This window comes from Chryseobacterium sp. JM1 (assembly GCF_000737715.1).
Classification (GTDB): domain Bacteria; phylum Bacteroidota; class Bacteroidia; order Flavobacteriales; family Weeksellaceae; genus Chryseobacterium.
In genome coordinates this window covers 252,134-267,722 of record NZ_JPRN01000003.1, presented here as the reverse complement: position 1 = coordinate 267,722, position 15,589 = coordinate 252,134, and the positions used below count along the sequence as shown (strand labels likewise).

Genomic DNA, 15,589 nt, shown 5'->3' with positions numbered 1-15,589 from the left:
AACGCTTTATTGAATCAATCGAAGATTGATTTTTTTCTTTGTATTTCTTAAACTATCCGATGTTATAGTAAAACTTTGCGTTTATGAAAACACGAATTGCACTAATATTTTCACGAATAACACTAATGTATTGGACTCAATAGTGGCATTTGTGAAAATATTAGTGGTATTTGTGGTTTAAAAAAATCGAAAGTTACACCGTCATTCCAATATCAATTCCTTTAATTTTTCTGTAAAGATCGGTGGCGAAATTATCAGTCATCCCTGAAACAAAATCGATGACACCAAGCACTTTCTGATAATCTGTGCCCTCTTCATAAACGAACTGTCTCGGAAGAAGTTTCAGCGCTTTTTTATCATAAGATTTTCTTTCATCTTCAGGTTTCAGAATGGAAGGAATGAAGTGATCAAGAAGCTCGTACATTACATTATATCCTGCATTTTCAATTTCTACCACCGCTTTGTGATTGTAGATCTTTTCAATAGAGAATGCTTCGATGTCCTGCAACGCTCGGTTTTCAGATTTATAGATATCAAGAAGTCCGTTATCCAGATTTCCCTTGAGAATAGTTTCAAAATTATGTTTATAAATCTCAAGCGATTTGTTGATTAAAGCATTGATGGCTTTAGCACGCAGATAAGAGATCTTCTCGTTTTCATTGGAAATGGAGGCCAGTTTATTTTTTACTTTGTCCATATCGCTGCTTTCGGATTTTATCAGTTCAAAAAACAGGTTTTCGCAGTCTGAAGTGGATACAATTCCCAGCCTGTGGGCATCTTCCATATCAATAATGTTGTAGCAGATATCATCCGCCGCTTCTACCAACCATACGAAAGGATGTCTTTTGAATATATACGGTTCTTCGTTTTCTACAATTAAATTCGTTGCTTTGGCGATTTCAAGGAAAATATCTTTCTCATTCTGGAAAAACCCGAATTTCTTTCTGTGAATAATTCCTTTTTTCTTGGCAACAGCTTCACACGGATATTTTGCAATACTGGCGAGTGTAGAAAAAGTCAGCTGAATTCCACCTTCATCTTTTCCCTGCTGGCGCTGCGCCAGAACTCTTATTGCATTGGCATTTCCTTCAAAATTCACCAGATCTGCCCATTCCTTTTCATTAAACTTCTGCTTCAGATCTTTTTCATTTCTTTCAAAATAGCTCGCAATAGCATCTTCTCCTGAATGTCCAAATGCAGGGTTTCCTACATCATGACACAAACAGGCAGCGGCAATCACGTTTCCTAAATTATGAAGATAAAAGTTTTTTGAGTCCTCGGTAAGCTCATTTTTATAGGCATCAAAGATAAATTCTCCGATAATACTTCCCAAACTACGGCCTACTGACGAGACTTCCAGCGAGTGCGTCAGCCTGTTGTGTACAAAAACACTTCCGGGAAGAGGAAAAACCTGGGTCTTATTTTGCAGCCTTCTGAATGCTGAAGAGAAGATAATTCTGTCGAAATCTCTCTGAAAATCAGTTCTTGAAGCTTTGGTATGCGGGTTGTTTCCTGTACGCTGATTCGTGAAAATCTGGTTTAAATTCATCATTTTTCAAAATTACTCCAAATTTTATTTTTACGGAATAGTATTTGAACTTTTCTTGAAAAGCAAAGCTATGCCTGAAGGTCCATCCATACTTTTAATGAAAGAAAGCCTGCTGCCTTTTGTCGGAAACACTGTGACAGAAGCTTCGGGTAATGCTCAATTTGATAAAGAACCACTTACCGGCCAAACGCTAAAGGAAATCCGTACTTTCGGAAAACAGACCTATCTTGTTTTTGATACCATGGCGGTCCGGATTCATTTACTGATGTTCGGATCATACAGTGTGGATGAGCAGACGAAACCGGATACCAGTCTGCGGCTATCCCTTCATTTCAAAACCGGCAGTCTCTATTTCTATACCTGTTCCGTAAAAGCCGTAGATCTTGAGTATTTATCCACGATTGACTGGGAAGCCGATATTATGAGCGATGCCTGGAATCCTGAAAAGGCAGAAAAGAAACTGAAATCCAAACCTGAGATGATGGTCTGTGACGCGTTGATGAATCAGGATATTTTTTCCGGAGTTGGAAATATCATTAAGAATGAAGTGCTGTTCAGAATCGGTGTTCAGCCTGAAAGTTTATTGGGAAACCTGCCTCCTAAAAAATTAAAGGAACTGATTGCTGAAGCCAGGCATTATAGTTTTGACTTTCTTAAATGGAAACGGGAATTTACTTTAAAACAGCACTGGCTCGCTCATACCAAAACTATTTGCCCGATATGCGGTCAGAAACTCGTAAAAAAGCAGACCGGACTTGGGAAAAGACGGAGTTTTTACTGTGAGAATGATCAGAAATTGTATTAAACTCTCTTTTATCTCCAATTCATTCAGAATCCTTATTTACAAAATCTATTTTGAAGAATGCTTTTTCCATTCACGGAAAAGGCTTGAAACGTCCTATATTTGGGGAAATTCTAAACATTCTGATTCATTGATCATCAATGAACAACAATAACCTTAAAACTTAAATTCTAAAACAATGACCGACAACACATGGCTAGACCGATGGAATGACCGATACAGCAGCGAAGAATTCGCTTACGGAACTGAACCTAATACTTATTTAAAAGAACAGCTGGAAAAACTGGAACCAGGCTTTATCCTGTTTCCTGCTGAAGGCGAGGGACGAAATGCCGTTTTTGCGGCTACAAAAGGATGGAAAGTCTCCGCTTTTGACATCAGCAGTGAAGGTAAAACTAAAGCGTTACAGCTTGCTGAAAATCGTAATGTGAGCATTGATTATCAGGTTGGAGAACTCCAGAATCTGAATTATCACGGTGAACAGTTTGATGCAATTGCACTTATCTATGCGCATTTTCCGGCGGATATCAAATCCACAATTCATAAAGCACTGGATCAATACCTTCGTAAAGGAGGCCTGATTATTTTTGAAGCTTTCAGTAAAAGCCATCTGGACTATGTTCTGAAAAACGAAAAAGTGGGCGGACCAAAAGATATTGGATCTTTATTCTCCATTGAAGAAATCAAGGCTGATTTTTCCAATTATGACAGTATTGAACTGGAAGAAAAAGAAATTGAACTCAATGAAGGAGTTTTTCATAATGGAACCGGTTCGGTGATCCGTTTTACAGGGAGAAAACGCTAAGCTTACGCTTCAGGATTAAGGAACCCGCCGGCATATTTTGTAAAAAAGTCAGATCTGTATACTTCACCCAGAGGAATTTCTGATTCGTCTATATAGATATTATGATTGTCAAATGAATCGATGAAATCCATATTGACCACGTAGGATTTACTTACACGCAGAAACAATTCCACCGGAATTTTCTGGTGAATAGTTTTTAAGTTCATGGCTGTAATAAGCTTCTGCTGGCGGGTATGAATAACCACATAGTCTTTTAAAGCTTCAATAAATTTTACATCTGAAATGTTGACTTTATAAAATCTGCGGTCTGCCTTAATAAATAAAAATTCAGAAGTATTGGACTCCACCGTATTTTTCACGGTATTTTTAGACAGCAATTCTGTATACTGAACGGCTTTTTTTATGGCTTTATCCAGTCTTTGAGGATCGATGGGTTTCAGAAGATAATCTACCGCTTCCAGGTCATAACTTTTCACTGCGTACTGCGAATACGCTGTTGTAAAAATAATCAGGCTTTGCTCAGGCAGCATTTCTGCGAATTCCAGCCCTGTAACCATCGGCATTTCAATATCCAGGAAGATAAGATCTACGTCATTGGTTTTAAGGAAATCAAGCGCGGAAGGTGCATTGGAAAACTCGCCAAGAATTTCAGTCTTTGACGTTTCATTGATCAGGGAACGCATTTCTGCTCTTGCCAGAGGTTCATCATCTACGATTATACAATTCATACAGGCGTTTTTAAATTGACGGTATATTCTTTTTCTCCGGAAATAATATCCAGTTCGAATGCGTTTCCATACAGGAGTTCAAGTCTTCTTTTGATATTGGCCAGCCCCAGTCCGCCATAATTGGCATTAGATACCGTCAGTCCCGGGTTCATGGAGTTCGTGCAGGTAAAGTAAAGGGTTTTATTTTCAACCCGTATTTCTATTTTCACATACGATTCTTTACTGCTGATATCTACACTGTGCTTCACAGCATTTTCAACAAAGGTCGTGAATAAATTCGGGGGAATAAAAGTACTTTTTACCGTTCTGTCACCCGTATCTGCATTGATATTAAACTGAAAATTATCCCTTCTTATTTTTTCCAGGTTCAAAAAATTAGACAGAAAATCTATCTCTGAAACAAGCAATGTTTTCTCCTCCCCGTTCTCATACAATTGATATCTTAAGAATTCTGAGAGTTTGACAATAACCACAGATGCTTTTTCCGGATCTGTTCTGGTGAGTGCTTTCACATTATTCAGCATATTAAACAGAAAATGTGGATTAATTTGATTCCGAAGCTCATTCAACTCCATCTGCAACGTGAGATTTTTAAGCTCCGTGATTCTTTTGGTATCACTGATCCATTTCTGCAGCAGCTTCACCGTTGTTGTAGTCAAAATAATAGGAACACACATCAGGATACCTTCATAAATACTTCCTCTATCCCCTTCCTTTTTGATATTTTCCACTCTGAAATCTTCAAAGAAAAACTTAAAACTATAGCCAATCATATTCAGCCCGGCAACTCCCATCATAATCAGCAGAGCCAGATACGTTACATATTTTGTTTTAAAGAAAAACCTGGGTACGAGAACATATATATTAATGTACACCATTCCAATGAGTACACAATAGACAAAAAACAGAACATAATACTGATAGATCCCGGAATACCAGTGCCAGAACCTTGCACTGTACATCATCAGGAAAAAGAAAATAAGGAACAGCACATGCCTGCGGAACCTGAACCGGTCTTCTACCAAAAAGTCCATGACAAGCGTTTCCCTAAATTTTGGTGTACCGTTCATAATATTCTGTCTGTTTTAATACAAAACAAAAATAGAGAATAACGTAAAGAATATCTATAATATTATACCAACCCTGCTTTTTTTTATACGAATTTTAAAAGAGGTGGATTTCGTATAAATTAGAACCCGTTTGGTATAAAAACAAATTTCCGCGGCTTAATTCTCTTTTCCTTTGTCCTGTTCAATTTTTTTATGCTTATGGAATTAGCCGTTTTTCAGGAACTTACAGAAGAAATAACCTTAGAATGCTTTTATATGACAGAATCCCAGCAAGAGGAGAAAGTAATACAGCTGATCGACCTGCATCATTTTGTGGAATGCTATCATTCGGAGATCAGGATTTTAAGTTACATCCAACATCCTATTAATATTGTTGAAGAAAATGGGGTTAAAAAAGGAATTTTATTTTTTGACCTTAAACATTTCGCTCCTTTCGACTGGAATGCTTTTGAAGAGTTTAAAAGACGGAATCATCTCAAAGAGCTCTGGTTTGTCTTTGTAGAAGAAGATCCGATTCCTGACACCATCCGTCATACCGATTTTATCACCGAAAACAGTTTAGACATTTTTTATGATAAAATATTCGTCTTCAATTTTTTTCAATCTGCCATTCAATCCTTAAAATAAAACCATGAAAACACTGAGAATAGTTCTTGTTCCCCTTGCGATGTTCCCGTTAAAGAATATTGCCTATGCTCAAAAAAGAGACAGTATTCCGCTAAAAGTAAGAGCCTATTTTGCAGATAAATTTCCCCAGAACCGGGATCTGAATATTGAGTTTACCCAAACAGCTCCTTTTCAGTTTTCATCAAAGCTTGACGGGAAAGACCTGCCTGACAACAAAGTGAAAAGCTTTCAACAACTGAATACCAGTGCCAATATTTATCTGGTGAAAAAGAAAACCTGGCTTCTCAGCACCTCTTTAAATTATCGCTACACCGCCTTCAATACCGAAGAGCCGATTATTGCTGCAGCAGACAAAAAGAATGACTTTCATTATCATTCCGAAGCGGTGAATTTCAGTTATTTTTCAAAGCTGTTCCATAAAGTGGCGATCTATTCAGCCTCCGCTTCTGTGGACGGAAGTGATCAGCATTTTGAAAGAATCAGAGGAATGGTGACGGCTTCTGTTGTTTTAAAGGCTACTCCAAAAACAAAAATGCTCATTGGAATTGCCGGTTTCATTGATCCGAGTGCACAGGTTCCTATCCTTCCTATCTTTACGTATGAAAACAGGTTCAATAACGGCTGGATGCTGGATATTCTTCTTCCTAAAAAGGTATTGGTAAGAAAAGATGTTTTTGCCAACGGCAGAATTTCCATGGGAACAGAGATGGATAATACTTCCTTTTATATGTATAAGAATGACAGGACGTATGAATTCCGTCAGCTGGAGATCAATTCCGGAGCTATTTATGAACACAATTTAGGCAGTAATTTTATGGGAACTTTAAAAACGGGAATCAGAGCGGTGCCGCGGGCGAGAGTTTTTGATAAGGAGGAATCTTTTAAAGACTACATTTTCGAAGCCAGTTACAAACCCTCATTCTATTTCAATGTCGGAATATCTTATAATCCTTTTGGAAAGCCTAGAGCAAAATGATTTCAAATTTCTGGAAACCTTTAAAGAGCTTTGGAAAAAACAAAACCGGGATTTTTGAAGGTTTTTGTATGAAAAATATTAAATGAAAGAATATTTTTATAGATGGTTTTTAGATTTTGGCTAAAGCCGATTGATGCTGATCATCTCTGGGTGAGTGGGCTGAAGCCCACTCCTATTGAATTTTGAGATGTTTGGGCTGAAACCGGTGCATGCTATTTGTTGTTTGGGAAGTGGGCTGAAGCCCACCATTGAATTTTAACAAGGTTCTTTTAATGTTTTAATGTTTTAATGTTTTAATGTTTTAATGTTTTAATGTTTTAATGTTTTAATGTTTTAATGTTTTAATCATTAAATTCTTAAATCTTTAAATCATCAGCCTCAATGCGTCCCCATCTTTGAAAACACATTAATAACAATTACCCCAATAACGATCAGTGCAATTCCTATAATGGCTGGCAGATCCGGAACCTGTTTAAAAGCAATGATGCCAATCATCGTGATAAAGACAATTCCCACACCCGACCATATCGCATACGTGATTCCTACGGGGATGTGGCGCAGTGTAATGCTCAGAAAGTAAAAGGCAGCAGCATATCCCACGACCGTTACTACAGAAGGCCATAGTTTTGAAAATTCTTCAGATTTTTTCAGAAAAGTAGTGGCGATAATCTCGAATATGATCGCTAAAGCAAGAAAGATATAACTGCGTCCCATACGGCTCGTTTTCTACAAAAATAAGGAAAAGCGGTCTCTTTTCACAGGAAAATGTCTGCTAAAATCTCATGGAGTATCAAATTCCTACATTCAAAACAGTCATCCTATTCTCTTTATTTCCCAATCCTTTCCTGAGCATTTTAATATGAAAATCAGGAGGTTAAAAAGAGCCACATCAATACACCAACTGGTGATATTTATTTAATATATTTATTATAAAGCATTTACAGGAAATAAAATAATCTGTCATAAAAAAGTCTGACAGTAAGGATTTCAGCGTGTCAGTATTTCATATAGATGTGACAAATGTTTCCAATTGATGTCACAAAATCTGACAGCTTTTAAAAATTTAACGATAAAATAGACTCACAAATAATAAGTTTACTTAACATAATATTTCTTCCACTTGCCAAAATCTGACGTTCAAAAACAGAGTTAAAAGTGAATATTATGCATCGCATTTCTTATTTTTTGTTTTATCAAGTCCAATATAGAAGTGTTCAAACTATTGTCAACTTTTTATTTTTTTACAGATAAGACAATAAATATATTAATAATTTCATAAAAACATATTAATTTTTTGTAAACAAACATTCACTGTAAATTAAGTTTTAAAACACATAACACACTGATATACATCATAATTATTTGCTTTGGCACGTGATTTGAAAGTTGTAATATTGCAATTAGAAAATTGATAAAATAAAGTCAAATAATTAAATAAAACAAAAATGGTAACTTACATTGGAATCGCAACGTGTTTAGTAGTGTTCACTTCTTACTTCATGACAGTAAAAAGAGAGCAAAGAAACTAAGTTCTAGCTTATAGAACATCTATATTAATTGTATTGTTTATGTTTTTAATCTGAATAGTCAGATTCTGCTCTTTTACTCATTGGAGTAAAAGGGCCCAAAAACATAATCCCTTAACTGAATTTCATAGCAAATTTTATATATCCAAATAGTCAAGCCGAACAGATTGTTCGGCTTTTCTTGTTAATACTATTGAAACAAATGCAAAATTACTTCTGCTTATATTTTTCATCCTGTTCTTTTGTCTTGAAACAAAATGAACCAAAAATTCAAGGCTGGAATCCTTCGCTAAAAATAAATGTTGTTCTCTAAAAATTCTAAACTTGCGCGAATTCATTATAGGTTATTCGACTCGAAAATAGTTTCGCGCTTCGAACAGAAGAATTTTTTTAACGTTCACAATATTTATTTTTTTAACGCTACAGCTTCCTAGGCCGGGATATCAACCTTAATATTCAATGAAAGCCATATTATTCAATATTCTTTGGGTGTTATTTTTATCTGTTTTTTCCCTTCACTGGCCTACCCGCTTATTCTGTTTCAGGTCCCTGAAAATCATTCGATAAAACTTTATCTTTGCACAGATAAGAATCATTTTTTAGTTTTAGCATGAATCTGTACAATCTCATCATTCAGGATAAAGAGGAAGTAACCCTTAACGACGTATTTCTCAGCAGCAATAACCGGGACCAGTTGGTGCAGCTTACTAAGGAGCATAACTATGTCAAAGAACTGCAGGAATACGGACTTCCTGTGAATAATAAGATCCTCCTGCAGGGAAAATCCGGCTGTGGGAAAACGATGACCGCAAAAGCTGTTGCGAATGCTTTAGGTAAGAATATCCTGATCTTAAATCTCAGCAATATCGTTTCTTCGCGCATCGGGGAAACTTCCCAGAATATAAAAATGATCTTTGATAAAGCGGCGAGAGAAAGATCTGTTCTTTTTCTGGACGAACTGGATCAGATCGGAAAAGCGCGTGGAAGCGACGATAAGGATGTAGGTGAAATGAGAAGACTTGTGAATACACTGATCCAGCTGATCGATTATTATCCTGAAAATGCTTTATTGCTCTGTGCTACCAATCACGCAGAGATCATAGACACTGCCCTATTGAGACGTTTCCAGCTGAAGATTAACTACGAGATGCCATCTGCTGAGTTTCTGGATACCTTTTATGATAATCTATTGTCTAAATTCCCGGAAGATCTGAGAAATATAGACCGTAGATACAGTATTTCTTTTGCCGAAGCGAAAGATCATGCCTTGACTTCTGTAAAATCAGCACTGATCAAAAAACTGGAATCCCAGGAAATCACACAGCCATGAAAGAAGACATCCTCCACAACCTTGAAATCATCAATGACCGGATAAAGAAAGCCTGTGAAAAAGCAGGCAGAAATCCTGATGAAGTCAGATTATTGCTTGCTACCAAAACGGTTTCTGCAGAGCATATTAAAACGGCTTTAGAGCATGGGCAGACCTTAATCGCTGAAAATAAAGTTCAGGAGCTAAAAGAAAAATATGAAGATCTGAAAAGTACATCGCATGAAAATCATTTTATCGGACACTTACAGACCAATAAAATCAAGGATATTTTAAAATATGATGTGGTTTGTGTACAGTCTCTGGACCGTCTGGATCTTGCGGAAAAACTTCATCAAAGGCTTTTATCGGAAGGCAAAACAATTGATGTTCTGATCCAGGTAAATACGTCTGCTGAAGAAAGTAAATTTGGCGTACATCCTGATGAAGCTTTGGAACTGACCAGAAAAGTTGCTGAACTCCATACATTAAAGATTAAAGGACTCATGACGATCGGCCTTTTCAGCGCCGAAACAGAGCAGATAAGACCCTGTTTTAAAATCCTGAAAAACCTGCAGCAGGAGATCATCAGCCAGAATATCCCTAACGTGGAAATGAAGGAACTCTCCATGGGAATGAGTGGTGATCTGGAAACCGCGATTGAAGAAGGTTCTACTATTGTTCGCGTAGGAACGGCGGTGTTTGGAGCCAGGGTGTATCCGGATCGTTTTTATTGGAACGAGGGGGTCTGAGAGTTTTAGAGTTTTAGAGTTTTAGAGTTTTAGAGTTTTAGAGTTTTAGAGTTTTAGAGTTTTAGAGTTTTAGAGTTTTAGAGTTTTAGAGTTTTAGAGTTTTAGAGTTTTAGAGTTTTAGAGTTTTAGAGTTTTAGAGTTTTAGAGTTTTAGAGTGAAATGTATTGATTTTGAATATAAGATTGTGATATTTGTGCAACAAATTTGTGTTTAAATTCTATCATCAGAACATCATCTCCTTTTATCTGGCTTTTATATTTTTTTCAAAAAAAACGGTCTGTTATTCTAAAAACAGCAAATTGTCCTTCACTCGTTAAAAATTTACGTTAAAAATGTTAATGTCTTCATTTTTAATCATTTATATGTATTTTATTTATAGATTTACGGAAACACAAATACCGTCATCATGAAACAAAATATGTTTAATTCCCTCCGGAAATCTTTCGGAATATCATCTTGTATTTTAGCTGTTGTATTTCTTTTGATCGACTGCTCCGGCTCTTCAACCAACAACGAAAGTGAAACCATAAAAAGCACATTTTTAGCTACGTGCCTAACGATTGCTACGATTTTTATTATTTTCTATATCTCTACAAAAATTAAGCGGAAGGGTTGAAAATAAAACCCAGGTTTATTCTCCCATTACAGTTTTTCCATCTTTCTTTTCAACACAGTTGAATTGGGGACTGCTTTGGAATGCAATTTTATTAATTTTAGCAAAATATTTGAAATAATAAAAAGAATGCTGCTCGAAAATAAGGGAATAGAAACTGATACATTTTGTATACCTCCATTCGGCTTGAACGTTGGAGACATTGTTGTTTTGAATCTATTCAGTGGACCCCACTTCTACGAAACAGCAATGTTTCTTAGTGACATTTTTTGTGGAAGAGTATCACATGAAAATGTCGTTATCCATCAAGACATGACATTCGTAGAACATTTTTCTGAATCTGCAGTCAAAAGTTTTTTTAATCCGGTGACTGTTGGGAAATACTTAAAAAAGAATGCTCATTCAGATTGTCCATATACAACACAAGTTTATGAGACGGCATCGATCAATGAAAAGACAAAAGTCAATACACTTGATAGAACCCTAAGAAAAATACTCTCTTTATACGCTACTCTTTCAAAGACCAAAAACATTGTATTCGACCTACGTGGACAAGGCCCGCAAGGAGCCAAAGAGATCTATGACACAGTAAAAGACGTTGTAAAAAATGGAGGCTCAGCAATTTTACTTGATGGCTTTGATGATATGAAAAACGATTGTACAAAATATGTCGAAATTCAATGGAGAAAAAGTGTATGAATGCAGAAACTTACATTTCAGTTCTTTTATTAAACATTTTCATTAAAAAGTATTGATTTCATTGACCAATGATTTAAAAATTGCTTTTCACGGGATATTTATTTATTTTTAACACCATCTTATCGGGATTGCTTATTACATTGACTTAAATGCTCATTACGAGAAAGCAAAAGAATGTAATATTTCAAACCAACCGGATGTTTTTATTATAAATTAAATCCATGAAAAACTTAAAAGCCGTATTCATTTCGTCTTTATTTACACTCACTACAACATCAGTTTACGCCCAGACTTGCGATTGCACAAAAAATTATGAGTGGGTTAAAAAAACTTTCGAAGCCAACGATGCGGGTTTTGAATATGCATTAAAGCAAAAAGGAAATCAGGCTTACGAAGCCCATAATAAAACCATATCTGAGAAAGTAAAATCGGTTAAAACCTTTACAGAATGCGGACCTGTTCTTTACGAATGGTTATCTTTTTTCCGTTCCGGACATATTGCAATAAGACCTATCAACAAGGAAACACCAAAGACCGCTAATACTATAAAACAGGAAAGCCCGGCTGTCAAATGGGAAACCTTACCGGTAGACACTCAGGATTTCAAGAAGTACCTGGATAAAAAGAAAACCTCTGATTACGAAGGAATCTGGGTAACCGACCCGTACACCATTGGAATTAAAAAAGTAGGAAATCAGTATGTAGGATTTATCATAGAATCAGGAGCGGAAAACTGGACCAAAGGCCAGGTAAAAATGAAGCTTAACATTTCGGAAGGCAAACCAGCAAGCTCTGTTTTTTATATGCGTGACCGTTCTGCGGCGGAATCTAAAGAGATTACATTAACCGGAAAGAATCATTTACAGATCGGAGATTTCAGCCTTTCCAGAGTGTATCCTAAGATTGAAGATGATCCAAAATATACGCAGTACTTTAAATCGATAGGCGCTAATCAACCTTATGTAGAAAAATTAAATGAAAAAACGCTGTATTTAAGAATTCCATCTTTCCAGGCTTCTCAAAAACAAAAGATTGACAGTGTCATTGCAGCCAACAAAGATAAAATCACCTCCACTGAAAACCTGATCATTGACATCAGAAACGGAACCGGAGGAAGTGATGCCAGTTACAGCAATATTCTGCCTTTGATTTACACCAACCCAATCAGAACCGTAGGTGTAGAATATCTTTCTACCCAACTGAACAACCAAAGAATGCTGGACTTTATCAATAAGCCGGAATACGGATTCAGTGAGGAGAATAAAAAATGGGCTCAATCTGCATTTAACACCTTAGAAAAACAGCAGGGTAAATTTGTCAATCTCAATGAAGGTATAGTGAGTATTACTAAGTTCGATACCATTTATCCTTATCCCAAGAATGTAGGAATTATCATTAATCAGCGAAATGGAAGTACCGACGAACAGTTTTTGCTTGCCGCCAAACAAAGTAAGAAAGTGAAGCTATTCGGAACCACTACTTATGGTGTTTTAGACGTTTCCAATATGTATTATGTTCCTTCGCCGTGTAAGGAATTTGAATTAGGCTATTCGCTTTCAAGAAGTATGCGTATTCCCGATTTTACGATTGATGCAAAAGGATTACAGCCTGATTTTTATCTGGACAGAAGCATTCCGGTGTATGAGTGGACGGATTATGTAAATGGTGTACTGAACGGGAACTAGAAATATTTTCCTGTACAAAATAATGAACCCTTTTCTTTTTGAGAAGGGTTTTTAGTTTGTGATTATGGTTTTCCGTAAGGAAATTTGATGTTTTATTGTCATGTTGGTGGGATACTTTAAAATAAAAATTAAATTCAATTTTAAAACACCTACTTATATCATCATAGATTGAATTAACTATTGGTTTTTATTGGATATTTTATTTATTTTTAGCAAAATATTTTATGAATTAGTACAATACCATGGCTTTGTGTCATAAACAAATATATAATAATTCACTGAGGAAAATTTTTAATAACTTATCATGCCAAAAGGATTTAGAATAATTAGTGCAAAAATTGGAGAATACTTTTTTCCAGTTAGCAAGGAAACAATTATTAATATAGAAAATAATTTTTTTACAGTTATAATTGGAAATAATGCTTCGGGTAAAAGTAGATTCCTAGTCAATATTTTAAATATTTTCAGACAGAAACTGAATCCAAGGATCAAAAATATTCAAGAAAAATTTAAAATAGAATACTTATATAATAATAAGATTAATTATCTTTTGAGTTCTGAAACGACTTTACCTGAAAATATTGATAATCTTAATCTTATTTCTATTTCTAATAGCATTTTTGATAAATTCCCACATAATGTTAAATCAGATACTCAATACTCATATATAGGAGTTAGAAATCAGGGGATAAATAGCCACAAGAGAGCTATTATTAATGATTTAATGGATGTATTTAATGAAAATTTAGATGATATTCATTTTGTAAAAAAAGCCAAACAATTATTCAATTTTTTAAAAATAGAACCAATTATTAGAATAAGCTTAAGAAAAACCTATAATCCAAGTCATAGATATTCAGAATTTTTAAGTAACTCAACAACCTCCGAATCATTACAATTATACCTTAAGGATATTTCAAATAAAGGTTTTTACAGACAACAATCAAAGATTTTAGAGAAATACTCAAATGATAAAGAATTTATAGCGAATTTTGTACAATTTCTAAAGCAAAACAAAAATATTTTTGAAGAAAATAAAAGTCAGAAACCTGCTTTCTACTTTCAAATTAATTTAAAAGATTCCGATAATTCAAATCAAAAATTTCTTAGTGAGTTTAGATTTATTTCTTTATTAAGAAGGTTAAATTTATTAACCTATGATTCAATCTTTCTACAAAAAGGTGACAACCAATTTGATATTCAAGATTCAAGTACAGGAGAAATAGGATTATTAATGACTTTTATAAGAGCTATACCTGAATTAAAATCAAATTCAATAATCTTTATTGATGAACCGGAAATTAGTTTACATCCTTCATGGCAATTAAAATATATAGAATTATTAAAAAAATTTTTGAGTGGTTATACTGGTTGCCATGTATTAATAGCAACGCATTCTCACTTTATTTTATCTGATTTAAAAGAAAGTTTTAGTTCATTATTAGTTTTAAATAGTACCCACAACAAATTTTCAGTTGAACTGAAAGAATATACACCATTTGGTTGGTCACCTGAAGCAATACTTTATGAAGTTTTTGGTGTTGCAACTACTCGAAATCATTTTTTCGAATATGATTTAAAGACGCTGCTATCTTTAATCTCAAACAGATCTAAAGATTATAATAGAATCAATGAATACATCGATAAAATAGAAGAGTTTGATTTTACAACAGGAGATCCATTACATGAAATAATAAAAGAAGCAAAAATTTATGTTAAAAGCAAAAAAGGATAAGCCTTTCTTTTTTCAAAGTCTTCAAGGAAAGCAATTTAAATATTTTAAGAAAGAACAAAAAATAATCAATGGCCTTTTTCCACTAACTGGGGGTGAATTTGAAGGTAAGATAAAAGCTACAAGTAAAGTAATGAGAAAGGACCGTGATTATGTCATTACTAAAATTAAAACTAAATTAGAAACAATACAGGGACATTACTGTATCTATTGTGGTCTTCATAAAAACCATTGTGGTCCTTTAGAGAGAGAACATATTGCTCCAAAAGGTCATAAATCATATCCTCAATTTATGTTTGAGCCTACAAACTTAGCTTTAGCTTGCCATCATTGCAATTATGATTTAAAAAAAGAACAAAATACTATAAGTAAATTAAATACATTATATTCAAAATGTACTTTCAACATTGTTCATCCTTATTTTGATAACATTGAAAGACATATTAGTTTTGTAACAAAAAATGGTCAAATACTTATTAAATCAAAACCATATTCTAGAAAGGGAAGGAATTACATTAATTTATTCGAGCTTGATAGTGTACATAAAACAGAAAAAAGAAGTGGTTTATTGATTGTTAACGAAGTGACAACTCTTAAAAAATATGATAAATTATTGGAAGAAGCATTATTAAAAAAATATATAAAAAAATAACAACACCTAATATCATTTCTACATTAATCAAATAATCTGCTTTCCAAGAGTCAGATTATTTATTTTA

General features: G+C 34.6%; 14 protein-coding genes. 10 read left to right on the top strand and 4 right to left on the bottom strand.

Features of this window, described 5'->3' with window-relative positions; all coding sequences use genetic code 11:
• Window positions 1–193: 193 nt before the first annotated feature.
• On the bottom strand, window positions 194–1,549 hold the full coding sequence (locus IW22_RS06340) for a deoxyguanosinetriphosphate triphosphohydrolase (RefSeq protein WP_034725636.1): 1,356 nt from the start codon (window positions 1,547–1,549) through the stop codon (window positions 194–196).
• A 70-nt stretch (window positions 1,550–1,619) separates the two neighbouring features.
• Here IW22_RS06340 and IW22_RS06335 point away from each other — a divergent pair, with 70 nt between their 5' ends.
• Both IW22_RS06335 and IW22_RS06330 read left to right on the top strand, forming a co-directional pair.
• The gene (locus tag IW22_RS06335) at window positions 1,620–2,354 is read left to right on the top strand and encodes a DNA-formamidopyrimidine glycosylase family protein (RefSeq protein WP_034725095.1); all 735 of its coding nucleotides are present in this window, start codon (window positions 1,620–1,622) and stop codon (window positions 2,352–2,354) included.
• Between the two features lie 175 nt (window positions 2,355–2,529).
• Window positions 2,530–3,156, top strand: a complete 627-nt coding sequence (locus tag IW22_RS06330; protein WP_034725094.1) for a class I SAM-dependent methyltransferase — start codon at window positions 2,530–2,532, stop codon at window positions 3,154–3,156.
• 2 nt (window positions 3,157–3,158) lie between these two features.
• On the opposite strand, the gene IW22_RS06325 is transcribed toward IW22_RS06330, so the two are convergent.
• Together IW22_RS06325 and IW22_RS06320 are read right to left on the bottom strand one after the other, a co-directional pair.
• Complete coding sequence (locus tag IW22_RS06325; RefSeq protein WP_034725093.1) at window positions 3,159–3,884, bottom strand: LytR/AlgR family response regulator transcription factor; 726 nt, start codon at window positions 3,882–3,884, stop codon at window positions 3,159–3,161.
• A complete protein-coding gene (locus IW22_RS06320) occupies window positions 3,881–4,954 on the bottom strand; it encodes a sensor histidine kinase (protein ID WP_034725091.1) in 1,074 nt (357 codons plus the stop codon). Before IW22_RS06320 ends, IW22_RS06325 begins: the two co-directional genes overlap by 4 nt.
• A gap of 198 nt (window positions 4,955–5,152) precedes the next feature.
• On the opposite strand from IW22_RS06320, the gene IW22_RS06315 reads away from it, so the two are divergent.
• Window positions 5,153–5,581: a hypothetical protein gene (locus tag IW22_RS06315; protein ID WP_034725635.1), complete on the top strand. Its 429-nt coding sequence runs from the start codon at window positions 5,153–5,155 to the stop codon at window positions 5,579–5,581.
• A 4-nt stretch (window positions 5,582–5,585) separates the two neighbouring features.
• A complete protein-coding gene (locus IW22_RS06310; protein WP_034725088.1) occupies window positions 5,586–6,557 on the top strand; it encodes a DUF6268 family outer membrane beta-barrel protein in 972 nt (323 codons plus the stop codon).
• 378 nt (window positions 6,558–6,935) lie between these two features.
• Here the strand turns inward: IW22_RS06310 and IW22_RS06305 are convergent, their stop codons facing one another.
• On the bottom strand, window positions 6,936–7,271 hold the full coding sequence (locus IW22_RS06305; protein WP_034725086.1) for a DMT family transporter: 336 nt from the start codon (window positions 7,269–7,271) through the stop codon (window positions 6,936–6,938).
• 1,422 nt (window positions 7,272–8,693) lie between these two features.
• On the opposite strand from IW22_RS06305, the gene IW22_RS06300 reads away from it, so the two are divergent.
• The 6 genes from IW22_RS06300 to IW22_RS23575 all read left to right on the top strand — a co-directional run bounded on the left by IW22_RS06300 (window position 8,694) and on the right by IW22_RS23575 (window position 15,522).
• Window positions 8,694–9,413, top strand: a complete 720-nt coding sequence (locus tag IW22_RS06300) for an AAA family ATPase (RefSeq protein WP_034725085.1) — start codon at window positions 8,694–8,696, stop codon at window positions 9,411–9,413.
• Window positions 9,410–10,141 (top strand): YggS family pyridoxal phosphate-dependent enzyme, encoded by a 732-nt coding sequence (locus IW22_RS06295; RefSeq protein ID WP_034725083.1) that lies wholly within the window; start codon window positions 9,410–9,412, stop codon window positions 10,139–10,141. The genes IW22_RS06300 and IW22_RS06295 overlap by 4 nt, the downstream gene beginning before the upstream one ends.
• A gap of 742 nt (window positions 10,142–10,883) precedes the next feature.
• Window positions 10,884–11,453, top strand: coding sequence for a hypothetical protein (locus IW22_RS06290; RefSeq protein ID WP_034725082.1), 570 nt, complete (start codon window positions 10,884–10,886; stop codon window positions 11,451–11,453).
• Between the two features lie 221 nt (window positions 11,454–11,674).
• The gene (locus tag IW22_RS06285) at window positions 11,675–13,138 is read left to right on the top strand and encodes a S41 family peptidase (RefSeq protein ID WP_034725080.1); all 1,464 of its coding nucleotides are present in this window, start codon (window positions 11,675–11,677) and stop codon (window positions 13,136–13,138) included.
• Window positions 13,139–13,442: 304 nt separating this feature from the next.
• Window positions 13,443–14,873 carry an AAA family ATPase gene (locus tag IW22_RS06280; RefSeq protein ID WP_034725079.1) on the top strand — a complete coding sequence of 477 codons (1,431 nt, stop codon included), beginning with the start codon at window positions 13,443–13,445 and terminating at the stop codon, window positions 14,871–14,873.
• Window positions 14,851–15,522 (top strand): HNH endonuclease, encoded by a 672-nt coding sequence (locus IW22_RS23575; RefSeq protein WP_051891128.1) that lies wholly within the window; start codon window positions 14,851–14,853, stop codon window positions 15,520–15,522. The genes IW22_RS06280 and IW22_RS23575 overlap by 23 nt, the downstream gene beginning before the upstream one ends.
• Window positions 15,523–15,589: the final 67 nt, after the last annotated feature.

What these genes read in the sequence shown, in the direction of transcription:
- IW22_RS06310 (WP_034725088.1), top strand. Translation starts at nt 5,586, where the DNA reads ATGAAAACACTGAGAATAGTTCTTGTTCCCCTTGCGATGTTCCCGTTA.
- IW22_RS06280 (WP_034725079.1), top strand. Translation starts at nt 13,443, where the DNA reads ATGCCAAAAGGATTTAGAATAATTAGTGCAAAAATTGGAGAATACTTT.
- IW22_RS06325 (WP_034725093.1), bottom strand. Translation starts at nt 3,884, where the DNA reads ATGAATTGTATAATCGTAGATGATGAACCTCTGGCAAGAGCAGAAATG.
- IW22_RS06285 (WP_034725080.1), top strand. Translation starts at nt 11,675, where the DNA reads ATGAAAAACTTAAAAGCCGTATTCATTTCGTCTTTATTTACACTCACT.
- IW22_RS06290 (WP_034725082.1), top strand. Translation starts at nt 10,884, where the DNA reads ATGCTGCTCGAAAATAAGGGAATAGAAACTGATACATTTTGTATACCT.
- IW22_RS06300 (WP_034725085.1), top strand. Translation starts at nt 8,694, where the DNA reads ATGAATCTGTACAATCTCATCATTCAGGATAAAGAGGAAGTAACCCTT.
- IW22_RS06340 (WP_034725636.1), bottom strand. Translation starts at nt 1,549, where the DNA reads ATGAATTTAAACCAGATTTTCACGAATCAGCGTACAGGAAACAACCCG.
- IW22_RS06305 (WP_034725086.1), bottom strand. Translation starts at nt 7,271, where the DNA reads ATGGGACGCAGTTATATCTTTCTTGCTTTAGCGATCATATTCGAGATT.
- IW22_RS06335 (WP_034725095.1), top strand. Translation starts at nt 1,620, where the DNA reads ATGCCTGAAGGTCCATCCATACTTTTAATGAAAGAAAGCCTGCTGCCT.
- IW22_RS06315 (WP_034725635.1), top strand. Translation starts at nt 5,153, where the DNA reads ATGGAATTAGCCGTTTTTCAGGAACTTACAGAAGAAATAACCTTAGAA.
- IW22_RS23575 (WP_051891128.1), top strand. Translation starts at nt 14,851, where the DNA reads ATGTTAAAAGCAAAAAAGGATAAGCCTTTCTTTTTTCAAAGTCTTCAA.
- IW22_RS06320 (WP_034725091.1), bottom strand. Translation starts at nt 4,954, where the DNA reads ATGAACGGTACACCAAAATTTAGGGAAACGCTTGTCATGGACTTTTTG.
- IW22_RS06330 (WP_034725094.1), top strand. Translation starts at nt 2,530, where the DNA reads ATGACCGACAACACATGGCTAGACCGATGGAATGACCGATACAGCAGC.
- IW22_RS06295 (WP_034725083.1), top strand. Translation starts at nt 9,410, where the DNA reads ATGAAAGAAGACATCCTCCACAACCTTGAAATCATCAATGACCGGATA.